The 18,829-nt window shown below is 67.3% G+C and carries 12 protein-coding genes and 1 pseudogene; 5 read left to right on the forward strand and 8 right to left on the reverse strand.

Going from position 1 to position 18,829, the window contains the following annotated elements; all coding sequences use genetic code 11:
- Window positions 1–8 precede the first annotated feature (8 nt).
- The gene (locus AC5P7E_RS11440; RefSeq protein WP_005410961.1) at window positions 9–1,367 is read left to right on the forward strand and encodes a TolC family outer membrane protein; all 1,359 of its coding nucleotides are present in this window, start codon (window positions 9–11) and stop codon (window positions 1,365–1,367) included.
- 87 nt (window positions 1,368–1,454) lie between these two features.
- Here the strand turns inward: AC5P7E_RS11440 and AC5P7E_RS11445 are convergent, their stop codons facing one another.
- Both AC5P7E_RS11445 and waaA read right to left on the reverse strand, forming a co-directional pair.
- The gene (locus AC5P7E_RS11445; RefSeq protein WP_114618201.1) at window positions 1,455–2,672 is read right to left on the reverse strand and encodes an amino acid transporter; all 1,218 of its coding nucleotides are present in this window, start codon (window positions 2,670–2,672) and stop codon (window positions 1,455–1,457) included.
- Window positions 2,673–2,888: 216 nt separating this feature from the next.
- The gene (waaA, locus tag AC5P7E_RS11450) at window positions 2,889–4,187 is read right to left on the reverse strand and encodes a lipid IV(A) 3-deoxy-D-manno-octulosonic acid transferase (protein WP_024958465.1); all 1,299 of its coding nucleotides are present in this window, start codon (window positions 4,185–4,187) and stop codon (window positions 2,889–2,891) included.
- A gap of 60 nt (window positions 4,188–4,247) precedes the next feature.
- On the opposite strand from waaA, the gene AC5P7E_RS11455 reads away from it, so the two are divergent.
- Window positions 4,248–5,165, forward strand: coding sequence for an LpxL/LpxP family Kdo(2)-lipid IV(A) lauroyl/palmitoleoyl acyltransferase (locus AC5P7E_RS11455; protein ID WP_005410964.1), 918 nt, complete (start codon window positions 4,248–4,250; stop codon window positions 5,163–5,165).
- Between the two features lie 42 nt (window positions 5,166–5,207).
- On the opposite strand, the pseudogene AC5P7E_RS11460 reads toward AC5P7E_RS11455, so the two are convergent.
- The 4 genes and pseudogenes from AC5P7E_RS11460 to AC5P7E_RS11475 form a co-directional block, all read right to left on the reverse strand.
- Window positions 5,208–5,572 (reverse strand): annotated as a pseudogene (locus AC5P7E_RS11460) (transposase).
- A gap of 149 nt (window positions 5,573–5,721) precedes the next feature.
- Window positions 5,722–7,053, reverse strand: coding sequence for an O-antigen ligase family protein (locus AC5P7E_RS11465; protein WP_114618202.1), 1,332 nt, complete (start codon window positions 7,051–7,053; stop codon window positions 5,722–5,724).
- A complete protein-coding gene (locus AC5P7E_RS11470; protein ID WP_114618203.1) occupies window positions 7,034–8,149 on the reverse strand; it encodes a glycosyltransferase in 1,116 nt (371 codons plus the stop codon). Before AC5P7E_RS11470 ends, AC5P7E_RS11465 begins: the two co-directional genes overlap by 20 nt.
- 15 nt (window positions 8,150–8,164) lie before the next feature.
- Window positions 8,165–8,362, reverse strand: a complete 198-nt coding sequence (locus tag AC5P7E_RS11475; protein WP_005410967.1) for a zinc-finger domain-containing protein — start codon at window positions 8,360–8,362, stop codon at window positions 8,165–8,167.
- A gap of 421 nt (window positions 8,363–8,783) precedes the next feature.
- Here AC5P7E_RS11475 and AC5P7E_RS11480 point away from each other — a divergent pair, with 421 nt between their 5' ends.
- Window positions 8,784–12,128, forward strand: a complete 3,345-nt coding sequence (locus AC5P7E_RS11480) for a GH92 family glycosyl hydrolase (protein ID WP_329761721.1) — start codon at window positions 8,784–8,786, stop codon at window positions 12,126–12,128.
- Window positions 12,125–12,868 (forward strand): basic secretory protein-like protein, encoded by a 744-nt coding sequence (locus tag AC5P7E_RS11485; RefSeq protein ID WP_076739901.1) that lies wholly within the window; start codon window positions 12,125–12,127, stop codon window positions 12,866–12,868. Before AC5P7E_RS11480 ends, AC5P7E_RS11485 begins: the two co-directional genes overlap by 4 nt.
- A 588-nt stretch (window positions 12,869–13,456) precedes the next feature.
- Here the strand turns inward: AC5P7E_RS11485 and AC5P7E_RS11490 are convergent.
- On the reverse strand, window positions 13,457–15,748 hold the full coding sequence (locus tag AC5P7E_RS11490; RefSeq protein WP_053461346.1) for an NADP-dependent malic enzyme: 2,292 nt from the start codon (window positions 15,746–15,748) through the stop codon (window positions 13,457–13,459).
- Between the two features lie 231 nt (window positions 15,749–15,979).
- Entirely contained in the window at window positions 15,980–17,323 is a 1,344-nt protein-coding gene (locus tag AC5P7E_RS11495) for a dicarboxylate/amino acid:cation symporter (RefSeq protein ID WP_005410972.1), read from the reverse strand.
- 332 nt (window positions 17,324–17,655) lie between these two features.
- On the opposite strand from AC5P7E_RS11495, the gene AC5P7E_RS11500 reads away from it, so the two are divergent.
- The gene (locus AC5P7E_RS11500; protein ID WP_005414426.1) at window positions 17,656–18,825 is read left to right on the forward strand and encodes an OprO/OprP family phosphate-selective porin; all 1,170 of its coding nucleotides are present in this window, start codon (window positions 17,656–17,658) and stop codon (window positions 18,823–18,825) included.
- Window positions 18,826–18,829 lie beyond the last annotated feature (4 nt).

An 18,829-nucleotide genomic window follows, 5' to 3' on the forward strand; every position in this document is an offset into this window, starting at 1 on the left:
AAGCCGCAATGATCCGCCGATCCCTCGCTGTTGCGCTGGCCACTGCCCTGCTGCCGTTGTCTGCCCATGCCGCCGACCTGCTGCAGGTCTACGAAATGGCGCGCAACGGCGATCCGCAGCTGTCTGCCGCCGAATCGACCCGGCTGGTCGACAAGGAAGGCGCCGTGCAGGCACGCGCCGCCCTGCTGCCGCAGATCAACGGCCAGGCCACGCTGAACCGCACGCGCAGCGAGCCGAACGCCGACATCAACTCCGGCTCGTTCACCAACAAGCGCCGCAATTACACGATCGATGGCAGCCAGACGCTGTTCAACTGGACCCAGATCAACAACCTGCGTTCGCAGCGTGAGCTGAGCAAGGCGGCGGACTTCACCCTCGAATCCGCCAACGACAGCCTGATCGTGCGCACCTCGGCGGCCTACTTCAACGTGCTGGTGGCGATCGAATCGCTGAACGCCGCACAGACCAATGAAGCGGCTGCGAAGAAGCAGTTCGACTTCGCCGACAAGCGCCTGGAAGTGGGCCTGGCGCCGATCACCGACGTGCACGAAGCACGCGCCCAGTACGACCAGGCGCGCGCCAACACCATCGTTGCGCAGAACACCCTGGCCGATAACTACCAGGCCCTGACCGAACTGACCGGCCAGCCGGTGGTCAACCTGCGCGGCCTGCCGGCCGACTTCCGTCCGGAAGTGCCGGCCAACCGTGGCAACATCGATGAGCTGGTGCACCAGGCCACCACCCAGAATCCGGCGCTGAAGGCGCAGGAACTGAAGGTGAGCGCCGCCGAAGCCGGCGTGCAGGCCGCGCGTGGTGGCCACTACCCGACCCTGTCGCTGGGCGGCAGCTGGGGCAAGACCGCGACCTGGGGCGACAGCACCGGCTCCGGCTCGCTGTCCCCCGATGCCCGCACCAACAGCATCGGCCTGACCCTGAACGTGCCGATCTTCGCCGGCGGCGCTACCCAGTCCGGCGTGCGCCAGGCACTGGCCCAGCGTGACATTGCCCAGGACGGCTACGAGCAGCAGAAGCGTGCCCTGGACCGCAACACCCGCAATGCCTACCAGACCCTGGTACAGGGCATCAGCGAAGTGGAAGCCCGCCGCCTGGCGGTGGTCTCGGCACAGAGCGCCTATGACGCCTCGCAGGTCGGCCTGGAAGTCGGTACCCGTACCGTGCTGGACGTGATCCAGAACCAGCGCATCCTGTTCTCGGCGCAGCTGGACTACGCCCAGGCCCGTTACACCTTCCTGCAGAACCGCCTGCTGCTGAGCCAGTCGCTGGGTGCGCTGGACGTGGCCGAGCTGCAGGACGTCAACCGCCTGCTGACCCAGGACGCGGGCAACCCGGCAACCACCACGCACTGAGTCGTCAGCCTGCCGGTCACGAAGAAGCCACCCGCGAGGGTGGCTTTTTTGTTGGTCGCGCGGACGGAAGCATGCACCCACCGACCGTCAGCCGGGCCAGACCCGCATCCGTTCGACTGCGGCCAGCAGACACAGTGCGATGGCGACGGGAGCCAGCACCGGCAGGGCGCGTGACCGCGGTGCCCGTCCGCGCAGCACGGCCACGCACACGGCCCCCATCACCAACAGGGTTGCCGGACCAGGCAGTACCGGCAGGCTGCCCATGGGCGCCCACAACGCCAGCAATGCCGCCGACAGGACGACGGCGACCGGCACCAGTCTCTCCCGGAACTCCAGGGATCGGTCACCTGCCGTCGGCCACAGCTGCATCGCCACCCGCGCAGCCAACATCAGCAGCACCAGGATGAGCGCCACCAACCCTGCCACTCCCGCCAGCGGCAGCAAGGGCATCACCCAGTACAACTGCGGGTGATGCTGCAGGGCGACCGACAAAGGCCGCGTGCTGGCCAGGGCCGGAAATTCGACCAGGCCAGCCTGCAACGCGGCCAGTACGATCAGCAGTACCATGGCCAGCAGCACGCACGCCGGCAGCAGCGGCCGCCGTGCCCCCGCCTGCCTGCCGACGCCAGGAAATCCCAGCGCCAGGCCAACGGTGGCGAACACACCGTACAGCGGCACGCTCGCCGCCAGTACACCGCCGATCCCGAAGCGATAGGGTGCCGTTGCCGGCGGCAGCCATGGAATCCAGTACGCGTAGTGCACATGGCGGGCTGCCAGCACCAGCAACAGCAGGCCGGCGCCGACCTTCACCGTCAGCAGCACGCAGGCAACCAGCACCACACGGTGTGGCCGCAGCAATCCGACCACTGCAAGCAACAGCAGGCTGGCAGCAGCCATCAGTTGACCCGGCATCCCGTTGCTGGCCTCGATTCCACAACCAGCCAGCAGTACATGCAGATGGTTGGCGACGGACTGCGCAACGCCAGCGGCAGTCACCACCAGTTCCAGCAGCAGCGCGCCACCGAGCAGAACGGCCGGCACGCCTCCCCAGCAGTCCCGCACCACGCCATGCAGGCCATCGGCAGCGGGCCTTTGCTGGTTCAGAACGTGCAGGCAGTACAGCAGCGGCCCTGTGCCCAGCGCGGCCAGCAGCAGGCTCAGGACGATGGCCGGGCCTGCCTGGGCTGCGGTGTGCTGGCCGACCAGCGCGACCACGCCGCCTCCCAGCAGCAAGGTCAGTGCCACCACCACAAGGCGATCGCCGTACCCGGGCTCATCGATGCCGGGGCTGCTGTCGCTGTCCATCGCAAGTTCCCTTGATATCCGCCCAAGCGCGGTCGACAGCAGACTGACAGCCTGTGCCGGGAGGCGGTATCGGAATACGCGCCATGCGCATCACGATGTGACGGCAGGCACGTTGGCAAGGAAGCTCACGGTCCCGCTACGACAGATTCCAGGTCGCTAAGCAGAATTGACGCGGTCTTTCACGACAGTCACGTCGCGTGCGCCGGCCCTTCGGACTCAGCGGCAAGGCGGCGGCAGGTGCGGTCCGACCAGCGCCAGCGTACGCTGCAGGGCACCGCGTCCGTTGCTGATCAGCGTGCAGCCTGCCCGCGCCATGTCCTCGCGTGCCTGTGGATCTTCGAGCAGGTGCTGCAGCAGTTCGCCGACCGCCTGCACGTCTTCGCCGATCAACAGCGCGCCCGCCTCGCGCATGCGGCGGGAAATCTCCGAGAAGTTGTGCAGGTGCGGGCCCGTCACCGCAGCGGTGCCCATCGCCGCCGGCTCCAGCAGGTTGTGGCCACCGATCGGCTGCAGGCTTCCACCGACAAACGCCACCTGCGCGCAGGCATAGAACGGCATCAGCTCGCCCAGGGTATCGATGACGAACACATCGGTTCCAGCCTCCGGCCACTGCTTCGCGCGCCGGGTTGCCACGTTCCAGCCCTGCTCCCGCGCCAGCGCCTCCACCTTCGGGAAGCGCTCGGGATGCCGGGGCGCCCACAGCAGCAACAGGTCGGGGTGCTGCCGGCGCAGGCGCCGATGCAGATCGATCACCGCCTGTTCTTCACCATCATGGGTACTGGCGGCGATCCACACCGGACGCCGGGCCGGCACGCGGGCATGGAACTGCTCGACGAAGCCCTGCACGTCCGGCGTAGTGATGTCGAACTTCAGGTTGCCCAGCGCCTGCACCTGCTCCGGCGCGGCACCCAGCTGCACGAAACGCTCGGCATCGTCCTGCGACTGCGCGGCCACGCAGGTGACCGTGCGCAGCGCGCGGCGGATCAACGCCGCCAGCAGCCGGTAGCCCCGCAGCGAACGTGCCGAGAGGCGCGCGTTGAGGATGTAGACCGGAATGCCACGGTCACGGCAGCCGAACAGCATGTTCGGCCACAGTTCGGTTTCCAGGATCAGCGCCAGGCTGGGCTGGAAGTGGCCGAGGAAGCGGTTGACGCTGCCGGGCACGTCATACGGCAGGTAGACGTGGTCCAGGGCGTCGCCCCACAGCGCACGCACGCGCTCGGAGCCGGTCGGGGTGATGGTGGTGATGACCCAGCGGATGTCCGGGCGCTCCTTGCGCAGCGCGTTCACCAGCGGCGCAGCGGCATTGACTTCGCCCACCGAGACCGCGTGCAGCCAGACCCGCGGTTGGCCGGTGGGCTGCGGATAGGAGGCATAGCGCTCATCCCAGCGCCGGAAGTATTCACGGACCCGGAAGCCGCGCCAGACCAGGTGGTACACGGTGATCGGCAGCAGGATGTAGAGCACGACCGAGTACAGGCCGCGCAGGATCCATTCGACAGGGTCTTTACGCATGCGGCAAGGATACGGGAGCCCCCCGGGAAAGACACGCGGCCGCCTTGGTAGAATGGGCCAATGTCCGATGCCACCACCGCCGTCCGCCCGTCGCTGCGCGATCCCCGCAACTGGCCGATGTTCGCCGCCATGCTGGGCGCCTTCGCCATCGCCCGCCTGCCGTGGATGCTGCAGCGTGCGCTGGGCCGGGGCGTCGGCTGGATCACCTGGCGCCTGCTGGGCAGCCGTCGCCGCGCCGCCGAGGTCAACCTGCAGCTGTGCTTCCCCGAGAAGGACGAGGCCTGGCGCCAGCGCCTGGTGCGCGACAGCTTCGATGCCCTGGGGGTGGGCGTGTTCGAGTGCATCCGCGCCTGGTGGGGCAGCATCGACAGCATCCGCCCGCAGGTGCAGATCGAAGGACTGGAACATCTGCGGCAGATGCAGGCGGAAGGTCGTGGCGTGCTGCTGGTGTCCGGCCATTTCATGACCTTGGAAATGTGCGGGCGCCTGCTGTGCGACTACGTTGATCTTTCAGGCATGTACCGCAAGCACAAGAACCCGGTGTACGAGTGGGCGGTGAAGTTTGGCCGCCTGCGCTACGCCAAGGCAATGTTCGCCAATGAGGACATCCGCGCTACCGTGCGCCACCTGAAGAAGGGCGGCTTCCTCTGGTACGCGCCCGACCAGGACATGCGCGGCAAGGACACCGTGTTCGTGCCGTTCTTCGGCCACACCGCTTCGACCATCACCGCCACCCACCAGCTGGCGCGGATGACCGGCTGTGCGGTGATCCCGTATTTCCATCGCCGCGAAGGCGGGAAGTACTTCCTGAAGATCGGCGCGCCACTGGAGAATTTCCCCAGCGACGACGTGGAAGCCGATACCACGCGGGTCAACCAGGCCATCGAAGAGATGGTGCGTGAGGCACCCGACCAGTACCTGTGGATCCACCGCCGCTTCAAGCGCCAGCCGGGTGGGCGGAGTGATTTCTACAAGTAGATCCACGCCATGCGTGGATGCTTTTCGATTCCGTGCCGGGATTCACAACGGCCAGCGGCACCAGGCGTACGGGTACTCCCCCACCACGCACGCCAAGCCCGCACGGACCGGATTGGCCAGGATGTACATCGCCTTCTCGTGAAGTGATTCGTCGGTCCGCACTGCATGGTCGTGATAGCCGCGCTGCCACTGCGCAGTTCCATCAGCCAGTGCAGATGGTCGGGCATCACCACCCAGGCGAGATTGTGGCGGAAGCCCCTACGCTCGACGAAGCGCAGGGTGTCGATCAGGATCGCCATGTTCGCCGCATCGGCGAACAACGGTTCACGGCCAAGGGTTGCCGTGGTCAATGAGTACAGGTTGCCGGATCGGGAATATCGACCGTAGCGGAGTCCTGGGCTGGCCATGCCTCAAGCGTGCGATACGCATGGAAACACCGGTAGTGGTGGGTTACCTGTGTTTGCGTCGGGAAAGCTCCATCCACGCATGGCGTGGATCCACCACAGCAATCTCCGTTCGGTACGCGCAGTAGAGCCACGCCAGGCTGGATGGACGATCACACCGCCGTCGGCGTGTCGTCCGCGTCGCGCGCCAGCAGGCTGCCGGCGAACAGCGCGGCCAGCAATACGGTCAGGCCACCCCAGAAGGCCGAATAGAACGCCAGATGGGTGTTCAGCGGGAACACGGTCACCGCCAGCGCCAGCATCGCCGGACGCGCGCGTTCGCGGGCCATTGCCGGCGCGAAGCGCCATGCGCGCCAGGCCTGGGCCACGGCCGCCAGCCACAGCAACAGACCAATCACTCCAGTCTCTGCGAGGATTTCCAGCACGATCTGATGGGCATGAAGCGCCGGGGCATTGCCCCACACGGCCGGCCCTTCCTCCGCCACGCAAGCGGGATAGGCATCGCGGAAACCACGTGCACCCACGCCATTGATCGGGTGCTCTTCAATCATGCAGGCGGCGGCTTCCCAGATCCGCGCGCGCCCTGACAGGGCCTCGTCGACACCACGCTCGCCCCCCTCCAGGGCCATGGCCGTACGCGCGAAGCGCTCGCGCAGCTGCGGCACGCTGGCGGTCAGCGCACCGGCGCCGAGCACCGCCACCAGCGCCAGCGCGGCCAGCCGTTTCCAGCCGAACTGGCGCACGCCGCTGTAGGCCAGCACCAGCGCGAAGGTGATCCACGAGGCGCGCGAACCGGCCAACAGCAGCACACTGCCCAGCGCTGCCGCAGCCAGCAGCCAGCCCGTATTGCCAAAGCGCCGCGCGGCGGGCAGCAGCAGGAACGGCGACAGGCTGGCCAGCACCTGGCCGAACTTCAGGTTGCACGGTCCCAGTGCGCCACTGAGGCGATCTGCCAGTGCGGCCTCGTCGGCCGGGCACAGTGCGTGGCCACTGACCGCCAGCTTCAGGTGTTCCAGCGACCAGAACCAGGGGCTGGTGCCGGCCACCGCCTGCACCAGTGCATCCAGCGTCCATGCGCCGGTGATCAGTGCCAGCCCCGCGAAGGTCAGCCGCCGCCGCTCCGGCATAGCCACCGCGATCGCCACCAGCCACATGAAGGGCAGATAGCGCAGGCCCGCAGCAGCCTTGGTCCACGAGGCCGCCGGATCGATCGCATCGAATGCGGAGAATGCCTGCGGCAGCCAGTAACCAAGGAACAGGATCGAAGTCAGTGCCCAGGCCGCCGTGCTCAACAGATGCGGGCGGCGCTGCAGGCGTCGCGTCACCATGCGCGCCGCCGCGTACAGCGCGCCCAGGCCCAACACGGTTTCGGCGATGCCTGGCAACGGCCACATCGCCACGTACGCCAGCACCCACCAGGGCGCCCAGCGCCCGGCGCGGTCGTCGCGCACGATGACGGCGGGGTCAGCCGGCGAGGTCGGCATAGAGGCGGAGGGTATCGCGCTGCATGGCCTGCAGGGTAAACGGGATGCGGGTCGGCAAGGACGGGGGCTGGGCCAGCAGGGCCAGCGCACGTTCACCCAATGCCCGCGCATCGCCGAGCGGCACGGCACCTGCGGGTTGCAGCTGCCGAAGCAGCTCACCGACGCCACCATGGTCCCAACCCAGCACCGGCCGGCCCACCGACAGCGCCTCGACCACGGTGCGGCCGAACGCTTCGGGCTTGTCCGACAGCTGCAGTACCAGGTCGCTGGCCGCGTAGGCCTGGGCGATGCGTGCGGTCGGCGTGCTGATGTGCACGGCCTCGGCCACGCCGAGCGCGGCCGCCTGCCGGCGCAGGTCGGCCACGTAGGCTTCACGGCCGGGTTCATCGGTGCCCAGCATCCACAACTGTGCCGGCACGCCGGCGGCGCGCACATCCGCCAGCAGCTGCAATGCGTGTGCGTGGCCCTTCAGGCGGGTGCCACGCCCCGGCAACAGCAGCAAGGGGCCTTCAACCTGCACCAGCCATGGGTGCTCTGCCGCAAGCGCCATCCGCGGACGGCGATCGCCACGCGCCACGCGCGGGAACTGGGCCACATCGACGCCACGCGGAATCACCTGCAATGCCTGTTCGGGCACGGTCGGGTAGTGCCGCTGCACGTAATCACGCACGGTGTTGGACACGCAGATCACGCGTTCGCCGCTGGTCATCACCGCGCTGTAGCGGCTGGGCGAATTCAGCCCATGCACGGTGGTCACCCAGTGCGGGCGTTGCGCGGCAGGCAGGGCACGGATTGCGTACAGGCCCAGCCAGGCCGGCAGCCGCGAGCGGGCATGCACGATGTCCGCACCAACCTCGGCAAACAAGCGACGCAGGGTCGGCAAGTGGCGCAGGGTCAGCAGCGACTTGCGGCCGATGTCCAGGGTGAGGTGCTCGGCACCGCTGTCGAGCAGCGGCTGCACCAGGCGGCCACCGGCGGAAACCACCAGCGCGCGATGGCCGGCGGCGACCAGGGCCGCAGCGATTTCCAGGGTCGAGCGCTCGACGCCGCCGGAGTGCAGCGCCGGCAGCAACTGCACCACGGTCAATCGGCGCATCGAAGGGGCGGCCGCTTAGTCGGCCAGCACGAACACGGAACCGCAGTACGGGCACTGCGCTTCGCCATTGGGCTCGTCTTCGATCGGCAGGTACACGCGCGGATGCGAGTTCCACAGCGCCATTTCCGGGGTCGGGCAGCTCAGCGGCAGATCGCTGCGGTGCACGGTGTAGCGCTTCTCGGCGTTGGCGGGCGCAGTGGCGGTATGGCTCATGGCGGATGTCGATGAACGGGTTGCGAGGCCTGTGATTCTAGCATCCAGGCCGCCCCGACATTGCGCCGCAACGGGTCTTTGCGCGTACCGGGCCGATTCCCTCCGACCTTGCATGCCACTTCGGGATGAGGTGCCGGTGGGAATTCCCGACCGATCCTGCAGATTCACCCCGGGAAACCACCGACAACGATATTTACCGCATTTGGATCGAACTAAATGGCACTTGTCAGGTTGCCACGGCTGTTGCAGGATCGGGCCAGGTCGTGAACCGGCCTGCCCCAATCCGACCCGATCGCATGGCCCGCCCCCACCGGACCGGCATCGCCTCTTCCACTGCCATCGCGGCGGGCGGAGCGATGCTGTCCGTGGTGTCCGCCGATGCGGGTTCTGCCCGCCGCCAGCCCTTCCGGGAGACCCCTGCATGACCCTGTCCGATCCACGCCGCGCCCTGCTTCCGCTCGCCCTGGCCCTGGCCTGTGCGACTACCGCGATGCCGGTGCTGGCACAGGGACTGCAGAGCTCGTTCGAGCCGGGCCAGCCGGCTCCGGAACCGGCCGCAGGCGCATTGCAGGTCACGATCGGCAATGGCCCCGCGGCGCCCTACGCCGCCAAGCGCAATGTCGGCTACAGCGGCCTGCACGCACTGCGCTACAGCAGTGAAGGTGGCAATGCGCGGCGCGAACTGTTCAAGGCGGACGTGACCATCGAGGCGGATACCACCCTGTCGTGGTTGGTGCTGCCGGAGATCGTCGGCAAGGACACCGTGGCTTCGACCTATGTGTCTCTGGACCTGCTGCTGGACGATGGCAGTCGGGTTTCGGCCGGCACTGCACGCGACCAGCACGGCGTAGCGATCGGCGCCCGCGCGCAGGGCGACTCGAAGACGCTGTACCCGCAGCAATGGGCGCGCAAGGCGGTGCGGCTGGGCGATGTGCCCGCGCTGAAGGGCCGCCGCGTGGTGGCGATCGAACTGGAGGTGGCCAGTGCCGACGGCGCACTGGTCTCCGGCTGGATTGATGACGTTCGCCTGGACACCGTGCCACGGCAGCAGCCAGCGCGCGTCTCCGACTGGGTACTGACCACCCGCGGTACCCAGGCCAACGGCACCTTCTCGCGTGGCAACAATTTCCCGGCCACGGCGGTGCCGCACGGGTTCAACTTCTGGACCCCGGTCACCGATGCCGGTGCGCTGAACTGGCTGTACCGCTGGAACGAGCAGAACGACGCGCAGAACCGTCCGCAGCTGCAGGCGCTTGCGCTGAGCCACCAACCCAGCCCGTGGATGGGCGACCGCCAGACCTTCCAGGTGATGCCATCGGCCAGTCGTGGCGTGCCGGAGGCTGACCGCCGCAAGCGTGCCCTGTCGTTCGACCGCAGCCATGAAAGCGCCCGCCCTTACCGCTACGACGTGCGCTTCGACAACGGCGTCGCGGCATCGATCGCGCCGACCGACCATGCCGCGCTGTTCCGCTTTGACTTCCCGGAGGACGGCGACGCCAACCTGCTGTTCGACAACGTCGATGCCCGCGGTGGCCTGACTCTGGACGCCGCCACGCAGACGCTGTCCGGCTACACCGACACGCGCAGCGGCCTGTCCAACGGTGCCAGCCGCATGTACGTGGTGGCCAGCTTCGACAAGCCGTGGCGCAGCAGTGGGCGCCTCAGCACCGGCCGCCCGACCGGCTACATCAAGTTCGATGCCGGCAGCGACCGGCGGGTGACCATGCGCATCGCCACTTCGCTGATCTCGGTGGAGCAGGCACGACACAACCTGGCGCTGGAAATCGCCGCCACCGATACGCTGGAGAGCGTGGCCGGCCGTGCGCAGGATGCATGGGACGCACGCCTGGCCCGCTTCGACATCGGCGATGCCAGCGACGACCAGAAGACCACGCTGTATTCCAGCCTGTACCGGCTGTTCCTGTACCCGAATTCCGGCCATGAAAACGCGGGCAGCGCCGCCGCACCGGAGTGGCGCTACGCCAACCAGGCCAGCGCCAGCGATGACAACACCGAGGGCAGCGCGACCCGCACCTTTGCCGCCGTGCGCGATGGCAAGGTGTTCGTCAACAATGGCTTCTGGGACACCTTCCGCACCACCTGGCCGGCCTACGCGCTGTTCACGCCCGACGATGCCGGGCAGATGGTGCAGGGTTTCATCGAGCAGTACCGCGCTGGCGGCTGGATCGCGCGCTGGTCGTCGCCGGGCTACGCGGACCTGATGGTCGGCACCAGCTCGGACGTGGCCTTCGCCGATGCGTGGCTGAAGGGCGTCGGCGGCTTCGATCCGGGCGAGGCCTACGCCGCCGCGCTGAAGAACGCGACCGTGGTACCACCCGACCGCCATGTCGGCCGCAAGGGCATGGACCGTTCGACCTTCCGGGGCTACGCCAGCGCCGACGTGCATGAGGGCATGTCGTGGACGATGGAAGGCGCACTCAATGACTTCGGCATCGCCAACATGGCCGATGCGCTGGCCAAGCGCGCGGCCACGCCGGCCGCACGCGAGCGCTACAGCACCGAAGCCGACTACTTCCGCCACCGCGCTGCCAGCTACGCGACGATGTTCGACCCTGCCGCCGGCTTCTTCCAGGGCCGCAGGGCCGATGGCCGCTGGCGCGTGGACGCCAAGGACTACGACCCGCGCGTGTGGGGCCACGATTACACCGAATCCAACGGCTGGACCTTCGCCTTAACTGCCGCCCATGACGGCGAAGGCCTGGCCGCGCTGTACGGTGGCCGCGACAAGCTGGCGGCGAAGCTGGATACCTTCTTCGCCACGCCGGAAACCGCAGACCCGGCACTGGCCGGCTCCTACGGCGGCACCATCCACGAGATGACCGAAGCGCGCGACGTACGCATGGGCATGTACGCGCACAGCAACCAGCCGGCGCACCACATCCCGTGGATGTACCTGTATGCCGGGCAGCCGTGGAAGACCCAGCAGCACGTGCGCGAAATCCTGTCGCGGCTGTACGTCGGCAGCGAGATCGGCCAGGGCTATCCGGGCGATGAGGACAACGGCGAAACTTCGGCATGGTACGTGCTGGCCTCGCTGGGCCTGTACCCGCTGCGCATGGGCGCCCCGGAGTACGTGATCGGCTCGCCGGCCTTCGAGCATGCACGCGTGGAGCTGCAGGGTGGCGCGGTGCTGACCGTGAACGCGGCCAACAACTCGCGCGAGAACGTCTACGTGCAGTCGCTGAAGATCAACGGCAAGCCGTGGACGAAGACCTGGGTGCCACACGACCTGATCGCCAAGGGCGCGACCCTCGACTTCGTGATGGGACCCCGTCCCTCGCGCTGGGGCAGCGGCGTGGACGATGTGCCGCGCTCGTTGACCGCGCGCGGCCAGCGCCCGCAGCTGCTGCACGACCTGCTCGGCAGCGGCGCGAAGGCGACGCTGGCCGATGGCCGCGCCCTGCCCGCACTGGTCGATGACGATGCGAGCACCACCGTGGGCCTGGGCGGCGGCGCAACCATCGCGCTGACCGGACTGAGCGACGGCACGCCGACGATGTACACGCTCACCAGCGGCGACGGCCGCATCCAGGGCGGTGAGTGGACGCTGGAGGCGCGCAACGGCGGCGGCAGCTGGACCGTGCTCGACCAGCGCAGCGGCGAAGACTTCGAATCCGCCCGCCAGACCCGTCCGTTCCGCATCGCCAGACCCGGCCGCTACAGCGAATACCGCCTGCGCCTGGCGGCACCGGCACGGCTGCCACTGGCGGAGATCGAACTGCTGGCGGCCGGCACCGTACAATGAGCGGCATGCGCTACCGTCTTCTGCCTCTGGCCCTTGTTGCCCTGTCCTTCTCAAGTTTCGGCCAGACCCAGGCGTTCGATACGCAGCTGACCCGCGACGGCGTGACGCTGAACTACCAGGACGCCCGTGGCGCCCTGGCCGCGCCGCAGCGCAAGCGGGTGATCGATACGTTCTTCTTCGCCTACCTGCGCGAACGTGCGGACTTCCACCCGCCCGCGCCGGCGATGGTGCGCATCGTGATCGATCCGGCCTACACCGGCATCGCCTTCGTCGGCGACAAGGACCAGGCAGCGACGATCACCATCAACCCAGGCTGGTTGGCGCAGCACCCGAACGACATCGACCTGGTCACCCATGAGGCGATGCACATCGTGCAGGGCTATCCAGGTTACGGCGATGCACGGGTGCCGGGCTGGCTGGTGGAAGGCATCGCCGACTACGCACGCGACCGCTACGGCATGGACAATGCCGCCGCAGGCTGGGTACTGCCGGGCAAGGTCGAGAAGGGGCAGAATTTCGACAGCGGCTACCGGGTGACCGGTGCGTTCCTGAAATGGGCCGAGGCCGAGTATCCCGGCCTGGTGCTGGCGCTGGACAAGGCCCTGCGCGACGGCCGCTATACGCCGGCGCTGTGGCAGAAGCACACCGGCAAGGCACTGCCGGCGCTGTGGACGCAGTATGCCAAGCCGCGTTCGGATGCACCGCCGCCGGCACCAGCGCGCCGCGGCAAGCGGCGCTGACTGGGCGATCAACTGGGTATTGCGGCGACTGGGTAGAGCCGACTGGGTAGAGCCGACTGGGTAGAGTCGACTGGGTAGAGTCGACTGTTAGTCGACTGCCTTTCGTACAGCCCCCTAAAACCCCGCGCTTCGCGCGATAGTCGACCAACGGTCGACTCTACCTCGCTGCGTCTACGCCTCAGCGCGACTGCACGAAGCCGGCGTACAGCGCGAACAGCTGCTGGAAGTACCGCCGCGTCACTCGATTGCGCATGACACCCTCGCCCATGGAAAGTTGGTCGGGCCCAGGGTGGGAAGGCCGGTCCCGTCCCTTCCCACGGCCGGGCCGCGTGGACGTATTGGGCCGCAACGGCGTTGCAGGGACATGACCGGGTTGCGTAGCGCGTGTGGCAGCGGTGGGACCGGCATCGGGACCGGTATCGGGACCGGTAGAGTCGACTGTTAGTCGACTATCGCGCGATCGCGCGGGATTTTCGGCGTCCGAATCAAGAGCAGTCGACTAACAGTCGACTCTACCCGTTTCCGCTTTGCGGAAACAAAAACGCGCCCCGGAGGGCGCGTTTCTGCAGCTGTCGCTGAAAAGAAGGCTTACGCCTTCTTTTCCGCTTCCAGCTGCTTCCTGATCTGCGCATCCACCGCCGCAATGGCGGTCATGTTCAGGATCCTGCGCGAGGTCGCGCTGGTGGTCAGGATGTGCACCGGCTTGTTCACGCCCATCAGGATCGGGCCGATCGCCACGCCGTCGGTGAACACACGCACCAGGTTGTAGGCGATGTTGGCCGCTTCCAGGTTCGGCAGCACGAACAGGTTGGCGCGGCCCTGCAGGGTCGAGCCCGGCAGCAGCTTCTGGCGCAGCGCTTCATCCCACGCGGTGTCGCCCTGCATTTCACCGTCCACGTTCAGACGCGGGTTGCGCTTGAGCAGCAGCTCGCGCACCTGGCGCATCTTCAGCGCGTCCTTGGAATCGTGGCTGCCGAAGTTGGAGTGCGACAGCAGCGCCACCTTCGGCTCGATGCCGAACAGCTTCATGCGGTAGGCCGCCTGCAGGGTCGCTTCGCACAGCTGCTCGGCGGTCGGGTCTTCCTGCACGTGGGTATCGACGAAGAAGAACACGCCCTGCTGGTTGATCACGCCGGTCATCGCAGAGGTCGAGGTGACCTTCGGCTCCAGCGGCAGCACGCTGCGCACGTAGCCCAGCTTCTTGTGGAAGCGGCCGACGATGCCGGTCAGCATCGCATCGGCTTCGCCACGGGCCACCATCACCGCTGCGATCAGGGTCGGGCGCGAACGCATCAGGTTCTTCGCCGCGGCCACGGTCACGCCACGGCGGCCGGTCAGGCCGTGGTAGTACTGCCAGTACTCGTTGAAGCGCGGGTCGTCGTTGATGTTGGTGACTTCAACGTTCTCGCCGATCTTCAGGCGCAGGCCGAGGCGCTCGATGCGCGATTCGATCACTTCCGGGCGGCCGATCAGGATCGGGTGCGCCAGGCCGTCATCGACCACGTTCTGCACCGCCTGCAGCACCACTTCCTCTTCGCCTTCGGCGTACACCACGCGCTGCTTGTCGCTGCGCGCGCGGTCGTAGACCGGCTTCATCATCAGGCTGGTGCGGTAGACGAACTGGGCCAGCTTGTCGCGGTAGGCGCCCATGTCGTCGATCGGGCGCGAGGCCACGCCCGAGTCCATCGCGGCCTGGGCCACGGCGGCCGACAGCTCCACCAGCAGGCGACGGTCGAACGGGCGCGGGATCAGGTATTCACGGCCGAAGCTCGGCGTCTCGCCACCATAGGCCGAGCCCATGTCGGTGGCGGCACGGCGTGCCAGCGCGGCGATGGCGCGCACGCAGGCGATCTTCATTTCCTCGTTGATCGCGGTCGCGCCCACGTCCAGCGCACCACGGAACAGGTACGGGAAGCACAGCACGTTGTTGACCTGGTTCGGGTAGTCCGAACGGCCGGTGCCGATGATCGCGTCCGGACGCGCGGCGCGCGCCACCTCCGGCATGATTTCCGGAGTCGGGTTGGCCAGCGCGAAGATCACCGGATCCGGCGCCATGGTCTTGACCATGTCGGCGGTCAGGATGCCCGGTGCCGACAGGCCCAGGAAGATGTCCGCGCCGTCGACGATCTCGGCCAGGGTGCGCTTGTCGGTGTCGCGCGCATAGCGCTGCTTTTCCGGGTCCAGGTCGGTACGACCGGTATGGATCACGCCCTCGCGGTCGAAGGCCAGGATGTTTTCCGGCTTCAGACCCAGCTGCACCAGCATGTTCACGCAGGAAATGCCAGCCGCGCCCATGCCCGTGGTCGCCAGCTTCACTTCCTCGATCTTCTTGCCGGTGATCGCCATGGCATTGAGCACCGCTGCGCCGACGATGATCGCCGTGCCGTGCTGGTCGTCATGGAACACCGGGATCTTCATGCGCTCGCGCAGCTTGCGCTCGACCACGAAGCACTCCGGCGCCTTGATGTCTTCCAGGTTGATGCCGCCGAAGGTCGGCTCCAGCGAGGCGATGATGTCGACCAGCTTGTCCGGGTCCGTCTCATCCACTTCGATGTCGAACACATCGATGCCGGCGAACTTCTGGAACAGCACGCCCTTGCCTTCCATCACCGGCTTGCCGGCCAGTGCGCCGATGTTGCCCAGGCCCAGCACGGCGGTGCCGTTGGAGATCACCGCCACCAGGTTGCCGCGCGCGGTCAGCTCGCTGGCCTGCTGCGGGTCGGCCTTGATCGCTTCACAGGCGTACGCCACGCCCGGCGAATACGCCAGCGACAGGTCGCGCTGGGTCAGCATGGGCTTGGTAGCGGAAACCTTGATCTTTCCCGGCGGGGACATCCGGTGGTAATCGAGGGCGGCCTGTTTGAAATCTTCGTTGGACATCGATGTGGGTTACATGAATGGGCAGAAGGGACAGGGGATGATACCCCCGTTGGAGCGTCTGGACCTGTCGCTATCCTGTCGCAGGCATGCTGCGACTGCACAATTCCGTGCCGTATGCGACGGTACCGGGATGCCAAGCATCGGCGCCCCCGATGACAGCCATGGGACGCCCTGAAACGCCGCGGGGCCGTACCACTGTCGTGATCGGCCCCGCGGTACCACACACCTGGGTCAGCCCTTGGCCGGCAGCGCCTCGGGCAGTGCGTCCACCGGCGGCGGCAGCTCGCTTTCGCGGCCATCCAGCGCCAGCTGCAGGCGGTTGCGGTCCAGCGCGCCTTCCCAGCGCGAAACCACCACGGTGGCCACCGCATTGCCGATGAAGTTGGTCAGCGAGCGGCATTCGCTCATGAAACGGTCCACGCCCAGGATCAGCGCCATGCCGGCCACCGGTACCTCCGGCACCACGGCAAGGGTGGCGGCCAGGGTGATGAAGCCGGCACCGGTGACGCCGGCCGCACCCTTGGAGCTGAGCATGGCAACCAGCAGCAGGGCGATCTGGTGGCCCAGGGTCAGTTCGGTGTTGGTGGCCTGGGCAATGAACAGTGCCGCCAGGGTCATGTAGATGTTGGTGCCGTCCAGGTTGAACGAGTAGCCGGTCGGGACCACCAGGCCCACCACCGACTTGCTGCAACCGGCGCGTTCCATCTTCTCCATCAGCGACGGCAGCGCCGACTCCGACGAGGAAGTGCCCAGCACCAGCAGCAGCTCGGCCTTCAGGTAGCGCGCCAGCTTGAACACCGAGAAGCCGCACAGTCGGCAGACCACACCGAGGATCACCGCCACGAACAGGAACGCGGTGAGGTAGAACGAGCCCACCAGCCACGCCAGGTTGACCAGCGAACCGACGCCGTACTTGCCGATGGTGAAGGCGATGGCGCCGAAGGCACCGATCGGGGCGGCCTTCATCAGGATGTGCACCAGCTTGAACACCGGGGCGACCAGCGCCTCCAGGAAGTTCAGGATCGGCTTGCCCTTCTCGCCCACCGAGGCCAGCGCGATGCCGAACAGCACCGCGATGAACAGCACCTGCAGGATGTTGCCGTCGACGAAGGCGCTCACCAGCGTCTTCGGAATGATGTCCATCAGGAAACCGACCAGGGTCAGGTCGTGCGACTTCTCGACGTAGCTGTGCACCGCGGTCTGGTCCAGCTCGGCCGGGTTGATGTTCATGCCGGCGCCGGGCTGCACCACGTGCGCCACGATCATGCCCACGATCAGTGCCAGCGTGGAGAAGAACAGGAAGTACGCCATCGCCTTGGCGAACACCCGGCCCACCGTGCGCAGGTGGGTCATGCTGGCGATGCCGGTGACGATGGTGAGGAAGATCACCGGCGCGATGATCATCTTCACCAGGTTGATGAAGGCATCGCCGAGCGGCTTCATCTTCTCGCCGATCAGCGGTTCGTAGTGGCCGAGGATGGCGCCCAGGACGATAGCCACGATCACCTGGAAATACAGCTGGCGATAGATCGGCAACGGCTTTGCAGGCGCCGGGGCTGCGGTCGGGATGTGCATGGCGGACTCCGGAAGTGGCGTTTTCAGGCACGTACGGCCCCGGGACAGCACGGGAACCGTTACCGTGGAAACTGATCGCAGGCCCTGTGCTGCATGCGCAGGAGGTGCGACCAATGGACGCCTTTGTACGCGCCGGGCACGCCGGCGCAGATAACCTATTGGTACTAGCCCCCCGGTTCAGGTGGCGGCGATGCCTACACTGGCGCCGCACCGCCCGATCCTGGGGAGGCCGGTGGCCCGTGCTGAACGGCCGGGCGCGTCATTGCGAAAGTTTCGGCCCCTGCGGCCGTTGTTGTCCTGTCCACACGCAATCTGAGAGAGCCGCACCCAACATGCGCCCGATTCCCACCTTGCTGGCCCTGTCGCTGGCCGCGCTTCCCGCCTTCGCTTCGGCTGCCGATTTCGACAACTGGCCGACCAAGTACGCCTTCGGCGACGGCACCGAGTTGGCCGCTACCGCCAACATCGCCTACGACTACAACGATTTCTCCTCGGGCAGCGGCCTGGAGGACGACGACGCCGTGCGCCGCAAGGAGTTCGGTGCGACGCTGAAGAAGAAGGGCGTCTACGACGCGATGGTCTACTACGACTTCCAGTCCGATACCTGGCTGGACGTGTTCGTGCGCTTCGAGAGCAAGGCCTTCTTCGGCCGCGACATCGGTCGCTTCCGCTTCGGCTACATGAAGACGCCGGTCGGCCTGGATGCGAACACCTCTTCGCGCGCCGGCAGCTTCCTGGAAACCGCACTGCCCGTGCAGGCCTTCTACGAAGGCCGCCGCACCGGCGTGGAATGGGTGCTGGAGCGTCCGCAGTACCTGCTGCAGGCCGGCGCCTATGGCGGCAAGGACCTGCAGGGTGACAACCCCGGGACCACCCAGGCAGTACGTGCGGTGTGGACCCCGGTGAAGGCGCCCGGTGACGTGATCCACCTGGGACTGGCCTACTCGCAGGAAAATCCGCGCGGTTACAGCGATGGCCGTGACGTGCACCACGAGGCCAGCGCGCGCCTTCGCGCACGCCCGGAAGCCGGCCTGACCGACATCCGCTACGTCGATTCCGGCGCCCTGGTCACCGCCGACCAGATCCGCCGCACCGGCCTGGAAGGCATCTGGATCCGCGGCCCGTTCTCGCTGCAGGCCGAAGCCCTGCGCGCCACGGTCACCCGCCATGACGGCAAGCCCGACTACACCGGCAGCGGCCAGTACGCGATGGCCAGCTGGGTGCTGACCGGCGAGTCGCGCCCGTACAACGCAGGTGCCGTGGCCAACATCAAGCCGGCGCACGACTACGGCGCGGTGGAACTGGTGGCCCGTTACAGCCGCATGGACCTGGACGATGGCAGCATCCTGGGTGGCCGCCAGCACGACCTGACCCTGGGCGCGAACTGGTACCTGACCAGCCACTTCAAGTTCCAGGCCAACTACGTGAAGGTCGACGCCAGCCGTCGCGGTGTGCACAGCACGCCGGAGATCTTCGAGCTGCGCGCGCAGATGCACTTCTGACCCC

The organism is Stenotrophomonas sp. YJH_SMC_25 (assembly GCF_059369595.1).